The 16,928-nt window shown below is 69.3% G+C and carries 18 protein-coding genes; 10 read left to right on the top strand and 8 right to left on the bottom strand.

The genetic code is table 11. The features are described from left to right. Position 1: 1 nt before the first annotated feature. The 4 genes from AB0C84_RS40390 to AB0C84_RS40375 all read right to left on the bottom strand — a co-directional run bounded on the left by AB0C84_RS40390 (position 2) and on the right by AB0C84_RS40375 (position 2,243). The gene (locus AB0C84_RS40390; protein WP_361076692.1) at positions 2-769 is read right to left on the bottom strand and encodes a hypothetical protein; all 768 of its coding nucleotides are present in this window, start codon (positions 767-769) and stop codon (positions 2-4) included. Continuing rightward, positions 769-1,158 (bottom strand): hypothetical protein, encoded by a 390-nt coding sequence (locus AB0C84_RS40385; protein ID WP_361076689.1) that lies wholly within the window; start codon positions 1,156-1,158, stop codon positions 769-771. The genes AB0C84_RS40390 and AB0C84_RS40385 overlap by 1 nt, the downstream gene beginning before the upstream one ends. Then, on the bottom strand, positions 1,158-1,766 hold the full coding sequence (locus tag AB0C84_RS40380) for a hypothetical protein (RefSeq protein WP_361076686.1): 609 nt from the start codon (positions 1,764-1,766) through the stop codon (positions 1,158-1,160). The genes AB0C84_RS40385 and AB0C84_RS40380 overlap by 1 nt, the downstream gene beginning before the upstream one ends. Positions 1,767-2,099: 333 nt before the next feature. Then, on the bottom strand, positions 2,100-2,243 hold the full coding sequence (locus tag AB0C84_RS40375; protein WP_361076684.1) for a hypothetical protein: 144 nt from the start codon (positions 2,241-2,243) through the stop codon (positions 2,100-2,102). 31 nt (positions 2,244-2,274) lie between these two features. On the opposite strand from AB0C84_RS40375, the gene AB0C84_RS40370 reads away from it, so the two are divergent. The 9 genes from AB0C84_RS40370 (at position 2,275) to AB0C84_RS40330 (ending at position 10,336) form a co-directional block, all read left to right on the top strand. Continuing rightward, positions 2,275-3,366 carry an NlpC/P60 family protein gene (locus AB0C84_RS40370; protein ID WP_361076681.1) on the top strand — a complete coding sequence of 364 codons (1,092 nt, stop codon included), beginning with the start codon at positions 2,275-2,277 and terminating at the stop codon, positions 3,364-3,366. 163 nt (positions 3,367-3,529) lie between these two features. Then, the gene (locus AB0C84_RS40365; RefSeq protein ID WP_361076678.1) at positions 3,530-3,931 is read left to right on the top strand and encodes a hypothetical protein; all 402 of its coding nucleotides are present in this window, start codon (positions 3,530-3,532) and stop codon (positions 3,929-3,931) included. Between the two features lie 1,216 nt (positions 3,932-5,147). Then, on the top strand, positions 5,148-5,423 hold the full coding sequence (locus AB0C84_RS40360; protein ID WP_361076754.1) for a hypothetical protein: 276 nt from the start codon (positions 5,148-5,150) through the stop codon (positions 5,421-5,423). Further along, positions 5,315-5,983, top strand: coding sequence for a GDSL-type esterase/lipase family protein (locus tag AB0C84_RS40355; RefSeq protein WP_361076752.1), 669 nt, complete (start codon positions 5,315-5,317; stop codon positions 5,981-5,983). Before AB0C84_RS40360 ends, AB0C84_RS40355 begins: the two co-directional genes overlap by 109 nt. A 437-nt stretch (positions 5,984-6,420) precedes the next feature. Beyond that, positions 6,421-6,855 (top strand): nuclear transport factor 2 family protein, encoded by a 435-nt coding sequence (locus AB0C84_RS40350; RefSeq protein WP_361076675.1) that lies wholly within the window; start codon positions 6,421-6,423, stop codon positions 6,853-6,855. Then, a complete protein-coding gene (locus tag AB0C84_RS40345; protein ID WP_361076672.1) occupies positions 6,852-8,012 on the top strand; it encodes a type III PLP-dependent enzyme in 1,161 nt (386 codons plus the stop codon). Before AB0C84_RS40350 ends, AB0C84_RS40345 begins: the two co-directional genes overlap by 4 nt. Further along, positions 8,009-8,329, top strand: coding sequence for a hypothetical protein (locus AB0C84_RS40340; protein ID WP_361076669.1), 321 nt, complete (start codon positions 8,009-8,011; stop codon positions 8,327-8,329). Before AB0C84_RS40345 ends, AB0C84_RS40340 begins: the two co-directional genes overlap by 4 nt. Before the next feature lie 45 nt (positions 8,330-8,374). Beyond that, entirely contained in the window at positions 8,375-9,061 is a 687-nt protein-coding gene (locus AB0C84_RS40335; protein WP_361076666.1) for a tRNA-dependent cyclodipeptide synthase, read from the top strand. A 114-nt stretch (positions 9,062-9,175) separates the two neighbouring features. Continuing rightward, positions 9,176-10,336 (top strand): VOC family protein, encoded by a 1,161-nt coding sequence (locus AB0C84_RS40330; protein ID WP_361076663.1) that lies wholly within the window; start codon positions 9,176-9,178, stop codon positions 10,334-10,336. A 682-nt stretch (positions 10,337-11,018) separates the two neighbouring features. On the opposite strand, the gene AB0C84_RS40325 is transcribed toward AB0C84_RS40330, so the two are convergent. The 4 genes from AB0C84_RS40325 to AB0C84_RS40310 form a co-directional block, all read right to left on the bottom strand. Then, the gene (locus tag AB0C84_RS40325; protein WP_361076661.1) at positions 11,019-11,243 is read right to left on the bottom strand and encodes a hypothetical protein; all 225 of its coding nucleotides are present in this window, start codon (positions 11,241-11,243) and stop codon (positions 11,019-11,021) included. Between the two features lie 86 nt (positions 11,244-11,329). Continuing rightward, positions 11,330-13,300, bottom strand: a complete 1,971-nt coding sequence (locus AB0C84_RS40320) for a methyltransferase (RefSeq protein WP_361076658.1) — start codon at positions 13,298-13,300, stop codon at positions 11,330-11,332. Positions 13,301-13,978: 678 nt separating this feature from the next. Continuing rightward, positions 13,979-14,521: a hypothetical protein gene (locus AB0C84_RS40315; RefSeq protein WP_361076656.1), complete on the bottom strand. Its 543-nt coding sequence runs from the start codon at positions 14,519-14,521 to the stop codon at positions 13,979-13,981. 213 nt (positions 14,522-14,734) lie between these two features. Next, positions 14,735-15,124 (bottom strand): hypothetical protein, encoded by a 390-nt coding sequence (locus tag AB0C84_RS40310; protein ID WP_361076653.1) that lies wholly within the window; start codon positions 15,122-15,124, stop codon positions 14,735-14,737. Between the two features lie 601 nt (positions 15,125-15,725). Between AB0C84_RS40310 and AB0C84_RS40305 the strand changes: the two genes are divergently transcribed. Then, entirely contained in the window at positions 15,726-16,763 is a 1,038-nt protein-coding gene (locus AB0C84_RS40305; RefSeq protein ID WP_361076650.1) for a VOC family protein, read from the top strand. Positions 16,764-16,928: the final 165 nt, after the last annotated feature.

The raw sequence follows: 16,928 nt of genomic DNA, 5'->3' as shown, positions 1-16,928 counted from the left end.
GTCAACTCCCTGCGCTGGGGGTGGGGCCGCCTGGGGCGGTGAACAGGGTGAACTGGCGCGTCGTGGCCACGGGGGCGGCCGCGCGGCCCCAGTCCCCGGCGGCGGGGGCCAGCAGACGCCAGTCGTTGCCGCGCCACAGGACGCTGACGCTGGTGGCGGCTCTGATGGTGCTGCCCGGTGAAGTGCCGGGTCCTGCGGTCAGCAGGTCCAGGTCGGCTTGGTCGGGGGTGTAGCGGTGCCAGCGGAATCCCTCTTGGACCGCGTAGACGGGGCCGAGGGGTGCGCCGGCGGCTGTGCCGGTCTGGGTGCGCCGCTGCTCGTAGGATTCCCGGACGCCGGTTAGCAGGAGCCGTGCGTCGGCGCCGACGACCTGCCGGGTGATGGTGGGCTCGTAGATCCGCGGCCCCCATTGGGCGTTGGCTCTGATCGCGATGTGCAGGGCTGCCAGCAGCGCTCCGGTGGGGGTGCGAGCGAACCCGGCGGCGAGTCCGTCGTCGTGGCGGGAGGGGCCGTCGGTGGGCGAGGTGGGCAGCAGCAGGCCGTTGAACCGGATCCACTGCAGAGGCGCCAGCGGCACCGTCGGGATTCCCGCGGGTGTGGTGGGGGCGATGACGCGCGGATGTACTCGAGCCGGGGCCGGTGGGCGGGCCGGTGAACGGAGGCGAACGTGGGCGATGGCCGCCACGGTGAGGACGACCGCGGCCAGCGCGGCCGCGATGAGTGCCCGTCGTCGGCGCGGGCGGCTCAGCCAGCTGGTCCGCGCAGCCATCAGGTGGTCCCGTAGACGATGGTGATGAGGCCGGCGGCCACGCTGGCCAGGCTGAGCCCGCCCAGGACCCAGGGGATGCCCGAGGCGCCGTCGGCGGCGAGGTTGGCACGGTTGCGTTGTCCGATCGTCATCTTGCCCGCGCACATCAGCAGGCCGGCCATTCCGCACACCAGTACGCCCCACTTGCCCCAGCCGATGAGCATCTCGACGGGGGCCTGCAGGTTGGGCGGTGCCGCAGGAGGGGCGTCGGGGACGTCGACTCCCCCGCCGCCGCCGTTGGGCGGCGGGGCGGTGGGATCCCACAGTGCGGCGGTGATGCGGCGCGGCGCGAGCGGAAGGAGGTGGAGCACCGCTGCGTGCTCGACCAGGTATTGGAGGGGTGCCGACATCACCGGTGTCCTTGCTGAGGGGTGGGGGTTGGGGCGGACTGCGGGGTGGGCTGCGGGGCGGGTTGGGCGGGGGCGAGCTGGCGGAGGGCGGTGAGGGAGCGCGCGGCCGCGCGGGGCAGGTGGACCTTGGCGGGCTGGTCGACCAGGCGCAGCGCCGGGATGAACGGCATGCGCAGCAGCCCGCTGGCCAGGTGGGGTTCCAGGAGCCGGAACCGGGCGGTGGCTTCGGGGGGTTCGGGCCCGGCGCCGTCGGAGACCACGATCAGTGCTGTGACCGGGTAGCCCGAGTGCAGGAGCGTGCGGGTCGCTGCCGTGGCTAGTGCGGCGGAGGGGACGTTGCCGCGGGCGAGCAGGATCAGGGGACGTCCGGCTAGGCCCATGACGGTGCGGCCGGTGCGCAGATGTTGGCGCGGCAGCGCGCCGAAGTCCCAGACCTTGTGGTTTTCCAGGAGGGCGACCACGGTGCTCACCCCGGCTCCCCCGTGCGCGCCGAGCAGGACGAGTTCGTCGGCCGGCGGCCGGTACAGCGGTCCGGGCCGTTCCGGGGGCGGCGCCGGAGGCGAGTGCGGCGGCCCGGGGAGCTGTCTGGCCGCGGGGAGGAGTTGCACCGCACGGTTCTCCACTCATCCATGGCTGACGGGGGGAGATCACGGTAGACACACTTGCCGCAGATGCGCAAGATGGCTAAAACAAGCTTTAGCGCATTCTAAAATGTTAGAAACAGGCTCTGGAGGGTGAATGAGCGACGCAGCGCGACTGGTCGGGCGAGGCGGCGGCCACCCCTGTCCCGGGGGCCCGGGCCGGGGGCGAATCGTCCATGCCGACCTTGCGGAACCCGCACACCGGCGCTGGATGCACGTGCATCCGCATGCTCGGAGCTGCGCCACGACCGCACGCTCCCGGCCGCGGCGCCGTGAGGCGACGACGGCACCCTCGCCGGATCAGGCGTCCAGGGCGGTACCGGATCGAGCACCGGAGCCGGCCGCCGCCCGCACCGCGATGTGGACGGCGAGCCCGAGCCCGGTCGAGCCGCCGTCGGCAGCCGGGCCCCAGCGGCATCCGCTCCGCCCGGACCTGTCGCCCACACACACCGGATGAGCGCCGAATGAGCACCGGATGAGCGCCGCGCGCGCTCTGATGCTGGCGGGGGCGGGCTGCCTGGCGGTCGTGACGGCAGCGCAGTTGCTGGTGGCCGTGCTCGGCGGACCGGCCGAAGCCGGATGCGCCCCCGCAGCCACGGGAACCAAGAGCGCACCGAGCAGCCCGGGCGCCTCCAGAGCGGCCGCCGCCATCCCCACCAACTACCTGCGGTTGTACCAGAGCACCGGCCCGCGCTACGGCATCGCCTGGCCGGTGCTGGCGGGGATCGGCAAGGTGGAGACCGACCACGGACACTCCACCCTGCCGGGGGTGCACTCGGGCCAGAACTTCGCGGGCGCAGGCGGCCCCATGCAGTTCCTCCAAGCCACCTGGGACTCCTTCGGCGTCGACGGTGACGGCGACGGCGTCAAGGACCGCTACAACCCCGCCGACGCCATCCCGGGGGCGGCCAACTACCTCAAGCACAACCACGCCGACCAGGGCGGCGACCGGCTGCGCTCGGCGATCTACCAGTACAACCACTCCTGGGACTACGTCGAGCTGGTCCTGAGCTGGGCCAAGCGCTACGCCTCCGGCGCCTTCACCTTCGGCGACGGCAACACCACCGGCCAGTGCGCCCCCGGCGGCCAGGCCTCCGGTCCCCTCGGGCGCCGCATCGTCACCTACGCCACCAGACAGATCGGCCTGCCCTACCAATGGGCCGGCGGCGACCGCAGCGGCCCCACCGTCGGCACCAACTCCCGCGGCGACGGCAAATCGGGATTCGACTGCTCCGGCCTGGCCCTGTACGCGGTCTACCAGGCCACCGGCGGCCGCCTGGAAATCCCGCACAACACCACCGCGCAGTGGAACCTCCCCAAACTCGCGCCCGTCGCCGACAAGAAGGACCTGAGGCCCGGCGACCTGATCTACTTCGGGTCCGACCTGCACCACATGGCCATCTACATCGGCGACGGCAAGTTCGTGCACGCGCCCCAGACCGGCGACTACGTCAAGATCAGCCCCATGAGCAGCCGCTCGGACTACGCCGGGGCCCGGCGCGTGCCCGCTCGCTACGACCAACCTCAGCGGACGGCCCAGGATGAACCCAGCACGCCTTCTCGGTAAGGCCATGACCGCCATCACAGTCCTCACCCTGTCGGCGTGCGCTTGGACGGCCTCACCCACGACGGGCTCCGCACCGCCAGGAAGCCCCCCGTCCGGGGAGCCGTCTCCCGCGGCCTCTCCGGGCCAGGCCCCCACCGCGCCCACCATGCCTCCCGCGCAGGAAATGGACGAGATGGACGCCACCGCGGTCTCCGTCATCGTCGTTCGCACCATCTGGGCCGTGGACGCCATGCGCGACACCGGGCAGCGCGACGCCTACCTTCGGGCCCGGCCCTACCTCACCCAGCCCTGCCTCGCGCGCCTGCAGACTGAACCCGTCGCAGGGATCCCCACGCTTTGGCGTGATCACCGGGCCTACGCCCAGGTGCGCCTCACCCGCCAGGCCCCAGAACTCGGCGCCGGTCCCGACAGCCCTGTGCTGGCCCATCGCCAGTTCCACGTCACGGTCACCCCGACCGGGCGGGACGGATGGAAGGGCATTCCCATCCGAGCGATCACCTTCACCACCCTCACCCGTCCGACCTCCGCAGCCCCGTGGCGGATCGCTACCATCGCCACGGCCTGACAGCGCCGCACCCGTAAGGCGCCTCAGCCTTTCGGAGCCCATCTGCCCCCACGCGCCGCGCCCCACCGCCGCGCCCGTGCCCATCACATCGTGCCCATCACGCCATGTCCGTTTCGCCGGGCCCTGGTCACCGTCCCCCGCACCGCACCGCCCGGGCGACCCGCCGACCAGCCCCCGCTCGCCCTGCGCGCGAAGCACCCGATCGTCCTGTCAGGGCATCCGCCACGGCCGCGATGCCCCGCGCATCAGCACGGCCCAGGTTCCTGCCGCTGCTTGATACGAAAACGAACACGCCCTCCGCGCCCGCGACCCCGATGACTTCTCCGCCCGCGACCAGCTTCCCGGGCCGTTTCCCGTCCCCCGACCCGAGATCAAGCCTGCCGCCGACCAGTTCAACTCCGCGTTCCTCGAGCGCAAGCGCGAGTCCGAGCAGCAGGCGTCGCCGGCACCGCTCATCACCGATGCAAAACCTTCGGGCCTCGGCCCGCCGCTGGATACGTCGGAGCACGTACCGTCCGATCCCCGAGACGGTGAACTCGATGAAGCCGATAGCGCTGTCTGGCGAACTCATGAATATCCCCCTGGGGTGGACCTGGCTCTCGGTCTTTCGTGAGGGTTGCGGCCGCGACTCATTCGTGGACTTCAAGTCGGCTCCAGGCTGCAGGGCCTTCGCCGCACACCGCAGTTCGCGGCGCCGCGAACTTCCCCGACTAGTTTCCCGGCATGACTGATCGCCGAGGCGTCACCGGCCCGCAGCTGCTCGCCACCGACCGGGCGCGTTGGCGGCAGGCGCCCTAGGCGCTGAAAGAATCCCGCGTCTGGCAGGCTCCGGTGCACATCACCTCAGCCGCTGCCACCTGCCCTGTGCCCGATTGTGAGAATTCCACTCCTGCATCCCATCGTTTTTCAGATTGAACTGAGCGAACATCGAAGATGTTAAAGGAACGCATGTCATCGGCTGTGTCATCTATGGGATCCGGCCAAGGCGAAGAAGGCGACATGTGTAGCTCCGAAGATGAGCGCCGCCTATGCGATCGAATTTTCTCGCGAAGACTGTTCGGCTGACATGCCCTGGGACAAGCCTCTCTTTTATAGTGTCCCCGGCAATCCCCGCGTGGTCCACGTGGGCAGGTGGCTGTAGAGGTTCTCGACTCACCGACCTTTTCCTCCACCCGCCGCCACTGGGCCACGACAGGCCGGAAATATGGAGACAGCAATGGCCGCACCGACACTGACCGTCGGCGACAGACAGCAGACAGGGCTCACCGGCAGGACCGCGTTCGACCTCGGCACGCCCGACCATGCCATCGACGCCTCGACCTCGCCGGACCAGGAACGAGCCGGCTCGGTGTGCGCTCTCAGATCCAGCACGACGGCGGCGACGTGGCCGCCGGTCGACGCCCGACTGCGGGTGGTCCCCAACGTGGCGACAGCGCGGCTGCGAGAGACCGTCAGCGAGCCGACCGACTACCTACCGGACCTCGCCGGGTGATCGCCGCGGTCCACAGCGCGGCGGCCACAGCCGCCAGCAGCGCCTTGGTGGTGCTCGGCGACAGCTTCGCCCACGGAGAAGGAGACCCTGCTCCTGACGGCGGTTGGTTCGGATGGGCCGGGCGCCTGGCCGCCTTCTTGGACATCCGGCGCGCTGACCTGCACAACATCAGCGCGCGGGGCGCGACACCGCGGGACGTCGTCCTCCATCAACTCCCCCGCATCAGGGACCTAAAGCCCAGCATCGTGGCAGTCGGGTGCGGGATCGACGCCGCCCTAACGGGGTTTCGGCTGGAGGATATCGCGTGCGATCTGGCATCGGTGTTCCAGTGGGCGCAGAACGCAGTAGCGGTGACGGTGGCCGTTCCCGTCCCCCTACCGCCGTTACTCCAGAGCCCGCAGACGCCGCACCTGCCAAGGAGCGAGATCCCCAAGCGCGTCGACGCGGTGAACCTGGTACTGCAGCACCAGGCCAGCGGGTGCCAGGCGATAACCCCCACCAGGACACGGGCCAGAACGTCGACGACCCCGACCTTTGGTGCTCCGACGGCCTCCAGCTGAACCCAGAGGTCACACGGTCATCGCCGAGATCCTCGCGGACCTCATCAGCGCCCACCTCAGCGCAGCCGATCACCCTCCCGACGACGAGCAGGTGCCTTGATGACACCTCCCCGCGCCTTCCGAGCGGCGGTGCAGGTCAAGGACCCCGCCACCACCGGTGGTGCGCTGAACCCCGGCATCAAGGTCCGCCGCGCGGTGATGGTGAACCCTGTTCGATGGCGCGCCGCCGCCCCACGCTCCGCCCTCCGCTGGGACTGCCTGTGGTCCTTACTGCCCGCGGACATCGAAGCCACCCCACCCGATCCGCCGTTTCGGCACGTCACCGAAAACCAACTCAAGGGCACAGACCACGTCATGAGTCGGCCAGGCGCTCGCCCGCGCCATCTACGACGTACTTCCCGGCCACGTCCCCACATCATCGACGAACGGACAACGTCATGAGCGAATCGCCCCTCGGCAGAGCCGATTTCCGAGCCGCGGTGGAATCAGCCGACCTGCCAGCGATCACCCACACCCTGCAGCGTGACGTCAGGTTCGACAGCACCGTCACGCGCCGCCCGTATCACGGGCTGGCCCAAGTCACGCCTGTGCTGCAGATCCTGATGGACGGCCTGGAGGATTTCCGCTACACCGACGAGCTTCAGGCCGACGCCGCCGTTCAGGCGCTGGTCTTCACCTCGTGGGTGGGGGGCGCCATGGTGCAGGGGGTGGATTTGATCCGGTTCGGTGAATCCGGGCTCGTGTCGGGGCTGACGGTGCTGCTCCAGCCGCTGGAGGCCGTGATGGCGCTGGCGCAGACCATCGAGCGGGACACCGGCCACACTCTCGCCCCGCCCTTCCCTGCCGAAGCCTCCCCGCGGACGGCGTCGTGAACGAGCTCAGCCTGCGTCACGCGCGGTTCCTGCGCGACCGCAACCCGGCGACGCCGTGCCTGACGATCGACCTGGACGTCGTCGCAGCCCGTTACCACGCTCTGCGTGCCGTCCTGCCGCAGGCAGCGCAGATCCACTACGCGGTGAAGGCCAACCCCCATCCTGCGATCATCGCGACGCTGGTCGCGCTCGGCGCGCACTTCGACGCCGCGAGTCCCGCGGAGATCGCCTTGTGCCTGGACCAGGGCGCTCCCCCAGAGACGGTCTCCTACGGCAACACCGTCAAACGCACCGGCGACATCACCTACGCCCACGAGCGCGGAATCGATCTGTACGCGTTCGATGCCGAGGCCGAGCTCCGCAAGATCGCCGCCGCCGCTCCCGGCGCCGGCGTCTACTGCCGCCTGCTCGTCGACGGCGACGATTCCGCCCTGTGGCCGCTGAGTAACAAGTTCGGCTGCACCGACGCGATGGCGATCGAGTTGCTCACCCTGGCCGCCGATCTCGGCCTGCGCCCGCTGGGAGTGTCGTGGCACGTGGGTTCGCAGCAGCAGGATCCCTCCCGCTGGGAGAACCCCATCAGCCGCGCCGCCGCGGTGTTCGAGGAACTCAGCGCCCGCGGTCTCTCCCCGTCGCTGATCAACCTGGGCGGCGGGTTCCCCGCGGACTACAGCCGCCACGTCCCCGGCATCCACCAGTACGGCAAGGTGATCAACACCGCCTTGGCCGAAGCGTTCGGTGGCCGGAACCAGCACCAGATCATGGCCGAGCCCGGCCGGTACCTCGTCGCCGACGCGGGCGTGCTGCGGTCCCGGGTGGTGCTGGTGTCCACCAAGGGCACCGCCGACGGCCGCCGCTGGATCTATCTCGACGTCGGCCGGTTCAGCGGCCTGGCCGAGACCGAGGGGGAGGCGATCGTGTATCCGCTCGCCACCGCCTACGACGACACCGAGCACATCGGTCCCGCAGTCCTGGCCGGCCCTACGTGCGACAGCGTGGACGTCCTGTACGAGCGCACCCGCCGCCACCTGCCCATGCAACTGAGCGAAGGCGATTATGTCGACTTCTTGTGCGCCGGCGCCTACACCGCCCCCTACACCAGCCAGTTCAACGGGTTCGCGCCGCTGAGGTGCCACAGCTTTAAGGACGCCGAATGAGCAGCCCGTCCGCCCCCTCTTCCCGCCCCTCCCTCGGAGAAGCCATGCCCCTCACCCGGTACGGTGTCCGCCACCCCGATCTGCCGCATGTCATCGAACTGGCCCGAGCCGACGGTGAGGCCGTGGCGACCCACTGGCCGGACGCCGAGCTGGTGGCCCGCTCGGCAACTCGTCGGCGGGGCATCACCGGGACCCGGACCGTGTGGGGGCCCTGGACGTCGGTCGCCGACCGCCGCCCAGGTCTCGCTGCGGCCGCCGCGTTGCGGTCCGCGCGCCCGGCGCCCTCGTCCGGATCACTGGCGCCCCTGCTCGACTGACCTCGCGACGGAGGCGCGCAGATTATGCGTGATAACTGTTCGGCGGTGAGCGATGTCCAGCTCGCCCGCGTTTATCAGGCCCGAGCTCGTGGCACCTACTGGCGGACGCAAGCCCATTGTCGTCTGCCGATCTCGGTGGGCCAGGCCTACCATGAGGCCGACAAACTGGACGCGACGATCGACTGGGTCAATCGCCACGCAGGCCAGCCCTTCCAGCGCTGCACGGTCGTGGTGGCCGACACGCTGCATCGGCACAATCACCGCGGCGCAGACGCCCGGGGCCGGGCGCGCGAGGCCGGGGATTCCTGGCTGGCCCGCAACCGGCATTTGCTGGCGGGCCTGGTCATCCCCTATCGCATCGTGCGCTGGGACGCGCTGCTGCAGCATTCGAGCTTCCCGGCCCTGCACGCCCAGATACAACACCTCGCAGAAGCGGGCGGCGACTTCGCGAAGGCCCTGCGCAGGGCGACTGACGCATGGCTGGCCCGCCAACACAACCCACCCGGACCCGACGAGCAGATGTTTGTACGCCGGTATCTGCTGGAGGAGATCGCCGCGATCGCGGTCATGGAGCAAATAGGCCCTGCAGCGCTCTGTTACCCCGGCGGAATCAAACTCTTTGAAACCGCCCGCACTGCCGCGTTCAAACACCTCACACAATCGATGTCCTGGGTGACGCCGACACTTGCCGACTTCGAGATGACCGAACTGCACATCAGGCGACGAAGCTGAGCACGCTCCCCTAGTTCGCCACACCTGCGGCACCACGGCGGTCTCACCGTCGGCAGCATGAATCGCATGTCCCGTCGCATTCACTCGCCCGATGAAACCGCGAAAGGTTGTCCCGTGTCCGGAATCAATCTCGCATATGTCGAGCTGAACGTCGCCGACTCTTGGACCGTGGTGGGCTACTACACTCGCGGCTTGCAATTCGACCAGATCGCGGTCGCCGACGGTCCCAACCGGCGATCGACGCTCCTGCGCAGCAACGCCGCCCAGATCGTCATCACCACCCCCACCGCCGCCCACGGCGAGGTCGCCGACTACCTCGCCCGGCACGGCGACGGCGTCGCCGACATCGCCCTCACGGTCGCCGACCTCGACGACGCAGTGACCCGCGCCGAGGCGGCCGGGCTGGAGCAGCTGGAGCCCATCCACCAGGCCCCCGACGGCAGCTGGATCGCCCGGGTCTCGGGGGTGGGATCGGTCCGGCACACGCTCATCCGCGCGGCCTCCGACCTCCCCCGGCGCCTGCCGCCGCGGGCCCGCTGGACCTACGAGCACACCGACGGTCAGACCGCCATCCCCCTGCCCGCTTCCCACCACGTCGAGCTGGCCCGGCCGCAGGCCATCGACCACCTGGCGTGGTGCCTGCCGCAAGGCGAACTGGAGACCGCGGTGGCCCGATACCGAGACGCGTTCGGCCTGAAGATCGCCAGCAGTGACCAGATCGTGACGGGAACCAGCGTGGCCAACACCTACGTGCTGACCAGCGGCGGGACGCGGGAGGTCACCTGGGTGATGGCCGAACGCGACGGCACCGCCCAGCCCGGCCCCGGCGGCCACATCGACGAGTTCGTCGCCGCACACGGCGCCGCCGGCGTGCAGCACATCGCGCTGCGCACCAACGACATCCTCACCGCGCTCCGCGAGGACTCCCGCGGCGGCGTGGACTTCCTCCCCGCACCCCCCGCCGACTACACCCGCCTCCCCGAGCGGGTTAAGCGCCTGCCGCAGATGCGCGCCCGGATGCAGGACCTCCTCGCCGCCGGCATCCTGGTCGACCACGACAACGAGGGCGGCGACGGGCTGCTGGCCCAGGTCTTCACCCACTCCCCCCACCAGCGCGGAGCGCTCTTCTACGCACTCATCCAGCGCGAAGGGGCCGTAGGGTTCAGCACCCGAATCGCCCGCGCCCTGTTCGAAGTGCACAAGAGCGCGGGCCATGCGCCGGCACGTCGACCGGCAACTGAACAACCAACACGACGCGATCCCATGGACCTGTAGCCCTTGGCCGACTTGTGAGACTCCTCGCGCACACGGCAGTAGCCCGCCGGAGCGTGGAACTTCGGCTCCAGCGGGCGCAGTAGGCGAACCGCCCCGATCGTCGACCAGGCGGTGTGCCACCGCTGACGGCTGAGGCCCTTCAAGCTCATGGGTGTTCTCACCGCGGCCCCGGAAATCGCACACCGCGACGTGGGCAGCGTCGTCATGCCCACGACACCCGCCGGCTAGTACGCCCCCCTCATCCCGATCGTCATCCACACCGCCAGTGCCCACCTCGCGCTGCAGCAGCTACTGGGCGACGGCCCGTCCCCGGCCATCAAAGCCCCGGCGGCCGCGAACGCGGGAGACAGAATCACCTCAAGGTGAGCGCGCACGCCATCAGGGGGCGGGGCTCCTCTCGAACGATCTCCACTGCCCTCGACGCCGGAGACGCCCCCCGCTGGTGTCCATCCCCAACGGCCGAGTGGCGCCCGACAGCGGTGGCCTTCGGCGTCTGCGACGATCGGCTGAGCATGTCGCTGAGCACGATTATCAGCACCCTGACTGACCGATCACAGCGGTACGCGATGCCGCACGAACCTGGGCGGCCGGGTCGGTGCCCGCGCCAGCTCATGCCTATCCCGCCGCCCCTGTTGTTCACGCCGCTCGAGTCTCCGGTGACGCTGCCTGTCGTGCTAGTGCACTAGTCGTCCTCGGGAGGGATCTCGGCCTGGTCACGGTCCCAATCGGGCAAACGCGGGCGCGGCGAGCTGGCTCGGGGCGCGGTGGTCCCGGGTGAGGTGGTGCGTGGTGACGGAGACGGGCTGCCGGATGGGGGTGCCTTGCCCGGCTCGTCGGCCCCGCAGGCGCCGACGAGGGTGAGCGCGACCATCAGGACGGCGGCCGCGGCCGCCGAACGAGCTTTCACACGTGATCCTTCCGAGAGGCGGTCCAGCAGGGGTGCGAAGACCGGTAGGTGCGGGGAAGCCGCGCCGGTGGGTGCGCGGTCTGGTGTCAGCGGGCGTACTTGCTGAGCCCCGCCGGAAGACCCGATTCGCTGCCTGCGGCGGGGACGGCGGGGCAGGCGATGATGGCCGACATGTCCAGCGGCAGCGGCCGTTCGCCAGCGACGAGGAACCCGGCCTCTTCCAGCAGGTGCCGGTACTGGCCGCGGGTACGTTCCCTCCCACCGAGGTTGTTGACCAGCATGTGCAGGTCCCACCACGCGGCGAGCGAGGGGTCGGTGGGGTCTTCGGCGAGCGGGCGCTCGATGATCAGCAGAGAGCTGTCGTCGGCGGCGGCCTGGCGGACGGCGCGCAGGATGGCGGCGCAGGTTCGGTCGTCCCAGTCGTGCAAGACTCGGCTGAGGATGTACACATCAGCGCTGGCGGGCAGGTCGCCGCTGGCGGTGAAGTCGCCGGGGAACATTTGGACCCGGTCCAGGTGCCCGCGGCCGCCCAGGTTGACGCGTGCGGCCGCGATGACCGCCGGCTGCTCCAGCAGCATCCCCCGGGCGTGTGGATAGGCGTCCAGGAGGTGGGCGAGCAGTTCGCCGTTGCCGCCGCCGATGTCGGCGATGGTGCGGGCGGCGGACAGGTCGACGGCGCGGGCCACGTCGCGGACGCAGCCCGCGCCCTCGGCCATGGCGCGGTTGAAGATGTCGCGGTCGCGCGGGTGGGTCCGCAGGTAGTCCCACGGCGCCTGTCCGTACGCGGCCTCGAAGGCGTTCTCTCCGCTCTGGATGGACTCGGCCAGTGCCCCGAAACTTGCGTAAAACGGGCCTCCGTAGAGCATGGCGATGTGGCGCATGGATCCCGGGGCAGTGCGCGACAGGCGGCGGCCGAGGTCGGTCAGCCGCCAGGTCCGCCCCCTCGGCGCGATCACGCTGACCCGCGGGTGACTCAGCACGCGCAGCAGCCTGTGCAGCTCATCGGGCGCGGCGCCGGTCCGCTCGGCCAGTTGGTCACTGGTGAGGGGCACGATGCGCAAGTGGTCGGGGAGGTCCAGCACGACCATGGCGCGCAACGCCTGGGTCACCCACGCGCCGGTGAGCAACTGCAGGAGCCGCCTCCCTTCTGCGTCGTCTCCGGCGCCGTCTGGAGTGCTGGGCCCCGCGGTGCCGACGGCCCCGGGACCTTCGGCGGAGTCGGAGGACTGGCCGTGGCGCTCGGGATTTGCTGCGGCAGGCGGCTCGGCGATGCCCAGGTCCGGGCTGTCCTCCGCGCCGCTGCTGCCGGCGCCGCGCCGCGCTGCGACCGAGCCGAGCAGGTGACGCCGAAGTGTTTCGGCGTGCTGCCCTGCGGTGATGATCTCCAGCCGGCGGGGCCAGCCCATCGGGGTGCGGCCCGGCGCGCGGAAGTACAGCACGGTGACGCCATCGGGTCCGTGGGCGGGGTTGTAGCCTCCCCCGTCCGGCTGCGGTCCGCCTGGGCGGCCGAGGGCGCGGCGGAGATCTTCCAGCCGATGGCCGCTCGGCCGGGTGAGTCGCACGGCGGTGTGGTACTCGTGCTGGCCCAGGCGCTCCTGGCGGACGGCGGCCGCGCCGAGCGCGTCATCGGGTACGCAGAACACCTCGATGCCGGCCTCCCCGCCGAGCGTGTCATCGCGATCGGAGCGCGCGTGGATGATCCGCACGTCTAGGTGCCCACCCGCCACCTGCTCGGGGGGGATGCTGTAGCGGTCCGCGAGCCGGTCGCGCACCACGCGGCTGGGGATCGGCTCCTGCGGATGGAGCCCCTGCTGCCGCAGGAGACCGGTCACGGCGTCCAGATCAGTGCAGAAGACCAGTACAGCGGCGTGATCGAGCGCGCAGCTTCCGGTGATGGCCTCGATCATCTCGCGGGGAGCGTTCGGGGGGAGCGCATCGGCGACGGCGCGGGCGATACCGCAGGACCGCGCGTACTCACCGACCCTGCGGAGCTCCCGCTCGTCCTCCACCGCGATCCGCGCCCGGCGGGCTGAAGTCTCGCTGATGCCGGTCTCCATGCTTCACCCCATGTTCAATGAATGGCGGGGCCAACCATAAATCACCGCATGTCACACGCAGTGTCAGCAGACATGTCCTCATTCAGAAAGATCGGGTCCATTGAGATTGATGCACAATCAAAAGCGAGCCGCCGAACTCTGCAGCGCCCGCGGGATATCTCCGCGAATCAATGACGAGGCCCTGCGGAGAGAGCAGACGAGTGTTCGCCATGAAATGGCGCGCAGCATGCCGTGCTGGTCCTGTGGCTTGAACGGGCCGCCAGTAAGAGGTAGCCGCGCCGAGCTGGCTGCTCCTCGGATCACCCCTCGAAGCGCCCGTGACCGGACCCGCCTGGGCCGTGGTAGCCGCCCGGCGGCTTCGACCATGACCCCGCCTCTGGCCTGGACATTGGCCCGGTGTCATCCGACTGATCTACGCCGGGTGGCGGGGCCGCGGCCTGGCTCACTTGCCGGGCCCGGTGACGTCCCGCCGGGCACGTCGTCGCCCCTTGCCTGACCCCGTACACACACATCTACGGTGGGCTTCGCCGGCTCGCCAGAGATCAACGAGCTGGACACGTTCCTCGATCTCGTAGGCACAAAGGGCGCATGTTCATCGTCCGGTGATGACCGATCGCTGGCGAGACGGGAGTCGTGCCGGTGTGCCGGCGGAGACAGAGCCGGGCAGGAGCGGTCAGCTCACGTTGCGCAGGGGTCGCCCTGCTTGTTGGGGCATGCAGCGAGCCGCTCGGCATACTCGGCGACCTTCGTCTCGAACACGTCCTCCGTGGGAATGACCGTCCAGGCGTACCCGTTCACACCGAAGGTCTGGTCGAAGTTCAGGATGGGACGCTGGGTCGAGAGGGTGCCGGTAATCGGGCCGTGATCGCCCAGGCCGTCGAGCTGGATCGTTCTACCCGAGCCGCGTCCGCCGACGGCGATCTTGGATCGGACCTGGTTGCCGGCGCTGTCGAAATGCACCAGCGTGAGGGTCCCGGTCACCTGCCCGGTCACGGGACGGAACGTGACGTGCAGCAGGGCGTGCTGCTCATCATGTGTGAGCATGGCGACGACCTCGCGATCGGGAACGGGCGCCTGTTCCCCTGCGCCGCGACGGTCGTCGCCGCTACCCTCCCCCGCTGCCAGGGCGATGCCGACCAACAACGCGACGGCGAGCACCGCCACCGCGGCGCCCCAGACAGCCAGCACGACTCGCTGGCGGTTCACGTTCGCGCTGTTCATTGCAAGACCCTCCCAGTTGAGGTGCGAGGAGCCCCGGCGTCGGCTACCACGATCCCGGGTGAGCGCAGGCGCCGGCTCCAGGCAGCGAGGTTGAGGTGTTCAGTCGCCGACGAATTCGCAGGCGCTGTAGCCGAACTCTTTGCGGCAGAAGTCGTACTTGTGGTCGTACTTCGCCACCTCGGCCTTGAACTCCGCTGGAGACTGGATGACCGTTCACTCCGTCTTCGGCACGCCGGTGAGTTCGTTGTCGAGGGTGAGGCGGGCGCCGTCCTCGGAGAGGGTGGCCGTGATGTCGCCCCCGGAGGTGCGCCGCAGGCCGCTGAGGGTGAACGTGGAGTTCGGGACCTGGACCGAGCCGTTGAAGGGCTGGGGCAGCTCCGGGAGCTTGGTGCCGTCGTCGGCCCAGGTGACCTGGGTGTAGTGCCCGGTCAGCTGGTTTCCCTGGCCGGGGTAGACCCGGAAGTCCAGCATGCCGAACTTGCCGGGCTGCCAGGCCCACGCGTAGTAGTCCTTGTACTGCGGCTTGGCCGGGGCCGTCGGGCGGGGCCCACCGGTATCGCGCTCACTGCCAGTGCACGCTGTCAGGACGGTGCTGGCCAACATCGCGCCAAAGAGCGCTGTGACTGCGGCGGGTCGGCAACGCCGGACGAGCCCGCGCTTCGACTTCGTGTCACCCATGGGCGATTCCTTTATCGTCGGGCGGTGAATCGGGTTGGCTGGGCCAGCCGCGACCAACACTCGCCTTCCTCACCATAAATTAGGCGATGTCATATAACTTGTCACGCGGCGTGTCCTCTAGAAGAAACTTTTTCTGAGGCAAGTCGTGCGGGGAGTTATAAGTGTGGCAGATGGTCGGAGTTACATCATCTGCGCACTGCGGCCCAGCATCACCGGACGGCCGCGGCAGCCGCGCTGCGTAAGGAAGGTTGCAGCCACCGACGCTCGCGCATTTACCGAACTCTCGAGCCGCCCCTTTCAAAACGTACGGAAGCGCTCACATGCAAGGAACGCCCGAAATCACAGTCGCGCCCGAGCGGTTTCCGTGTTCGAGATGAAGTCTCGAAAGACCGGGAGGGGACAACCTGGGTGACATGTCGCGTGACAATTATATCTCTAGGGTGAGAGGTGGTTTAAAGTCCGACGCCACTCGCGAAGAGAGGGCGTTCTCATTCGGGAGGATCGCACCGTGTCCAGGGGGCCTGGCTTGGCATATGTGGAGCTTAATGTTGCCAACGACGAGACCGTTGTCGACTACTTCACGCGCCGCCTCATGTTCGACCAGGTTGCGGTCGCCCATAAACGGGCGACTCGATCAACTCTGCTGCGCAGCAACAGCGCCCAGGTCATCGTCACCACGCCAACCAGTGGAGACGGCCCAGTCGTCGACTTCCTCGCCCGCCACGGCGACGGGGTCGCGGACATCGCCCTGCACCACACCGATGTTCACGCACTGGTGGCCCGAGCACACCGTTCCGGGCTGAAGGTGCTCGCACCGGTTCGGATCCTGGCACCAGAGCGGGTCATAACCGCGCGGATCGCAGGAGCCGGATCGGTGACTCACACCCTCATCGACTCTTCCACGCACCTCCTGCGGCGACTGCCACCGGGGTTCCCGTGGCAGGCCGACCAACTCACCCTTCCGGGTCCGGCCACTCCGCGTGCAGCGCTGGCCCGGCCGCAGTCGATCGATCATCTGACCTGGTACCTGCCCGCCGACGCCCTCGAACGGGCCACCGCGCACTACAAAGAAGCCTTCGAGATGAGCATCACCACCAGCTGCATCACCGCCGGCGCAGGCGTAGCTCACAGCAACGCCCTGTCGTCCTCAGGCCTGGTCTTCGTGCTGACTGCTCCTGACGCACGACACCCCGACCACGTGGGGCAGATCAACGAGTTCCTGACCACGCACAACTCGGCCGGGGTGCACCACGTCGCCCTGCGGACCGGCGACATCGTCACGGCTGCCCGGCTGCTCAAGCACACCGGAGCCACGCTCCTGCATGCCCCCATCGACTACTACGAGCACATTCCCGCGTCAGTGTCCGCTTGCCGCTCCGTTCGGGCCCGGGTGCCCGAACTTCTCGCCCTCGGGATTCTCGTGGACTATGACGAGCACGGCCTGCTTTACCAGATCCTTGGATCCTCGCCTCTTCAGCGCGGCGCGCTGCACTATGAACTCATTCAGCGTGAGGGGGCCGCAGGATTCGGACGACGCAGCGCACGTGCGCTGCTCCAGATGTGACCGACACCCCGCTCCGCAGCGGTCTGGGAAAGGATCCGGCCAACACGAATTCAGCTCCCCCTTCGGATCGCGTGAAGCCCCCCGGCTTCACGCGGTCAGCTGGGGGCGGTAGCGCCAAAGATGACAAGTGGCCCCAATAGACGCCCCCCCGGGGAACCAGAAGTT

Origin of the sequence: Actinomadura sp. NPDC048955 (assembly GCF_040649435.1) — a bacterium.
Taxonomy (GTDB): domain Bacteria; phylum Actinomycetota; class Actinomycetes; order Streptosporangiales; family Streptosporangiaceae; genus Spirillospora; species Spirillospora luteofluorescens.
The sequence above is the reverse complement of the archived record's forward strand: the minus strand, read 5'-3'. Positions and strand labels throughout refer to the sequence as shown.

Coding starts and splice junctions, on each gene's coding strand:
- AB0C84_RS40310 (WP_361076653.1), bottom strand. CDS start 15,124: ATGTTGGCCAGCACCGTCCTGACAGCGTGCACTGGCAGTGAGCGCGAT.
- AB0C84_RS40350 (WP_361076675.1), top strand. CDS start 6,421: ATGAGCGAATCGCCCCTCGGCAGAGCCGATTTCCGAGCCGCGGTGGAA.
- AB0C84_RS40370 (WP_361076681.1), top strand. CDS start 2,275: ATGAGCGCCGCGCGCGCTCTGATGCTGGCGGGGGCGGGCTGCCTGGCG.
- AB0C84_RS40390 (WP_361076692.1), bottom strand. CDS start 769: ATGGCTGCGCGGACCAGCTGGCTGAGCCGCCCGCGCCGACGACGGGCA.
- AB0C84_RS40315 (WP_361076656.1), bottom strand. CDS start 14,521: ATGAACAGCGCGAACGTGAACCGCCAGCGAGTCGTGCTGGCTGTCTGG.
- AB0C84_RS40365 (WP_361076678.1), top strand. CDS start 3,530: ATGGACGAGATGGACGCCACCGCGGTCTCCGTCATCGTCGTTCGCACC.
- AB0C84_RS40385 (WP_361076689.1), bottom strand. CDS start 1,158: ATGTCGGCACCCCTCCAATACCTGGTCGAGCACGCAGCGGTGCTCCAC.
- AB0C84_RS40320 (WP_361076658.1), bottom strand. CDS start 13,300: ATGGAGACCGGCATCAGCGAGACTTCAGCCCGCCGGGCGCGGATCGCG.
- AB0C84_RS40360 (WP_361076754.1), top strand. CDS start 5,148: ATGGCCGCACCGACACTGACCGTCGGCGACAGACAGCAGACAGGGCTC.
- AB0C84_RS40340 (WP_361076669.1), top strand. CDS start 8,009: ATGAGCAGCCCGTCCGCCCCCTCTTCCCGCCCCTCCCTCGGAGAAGCC.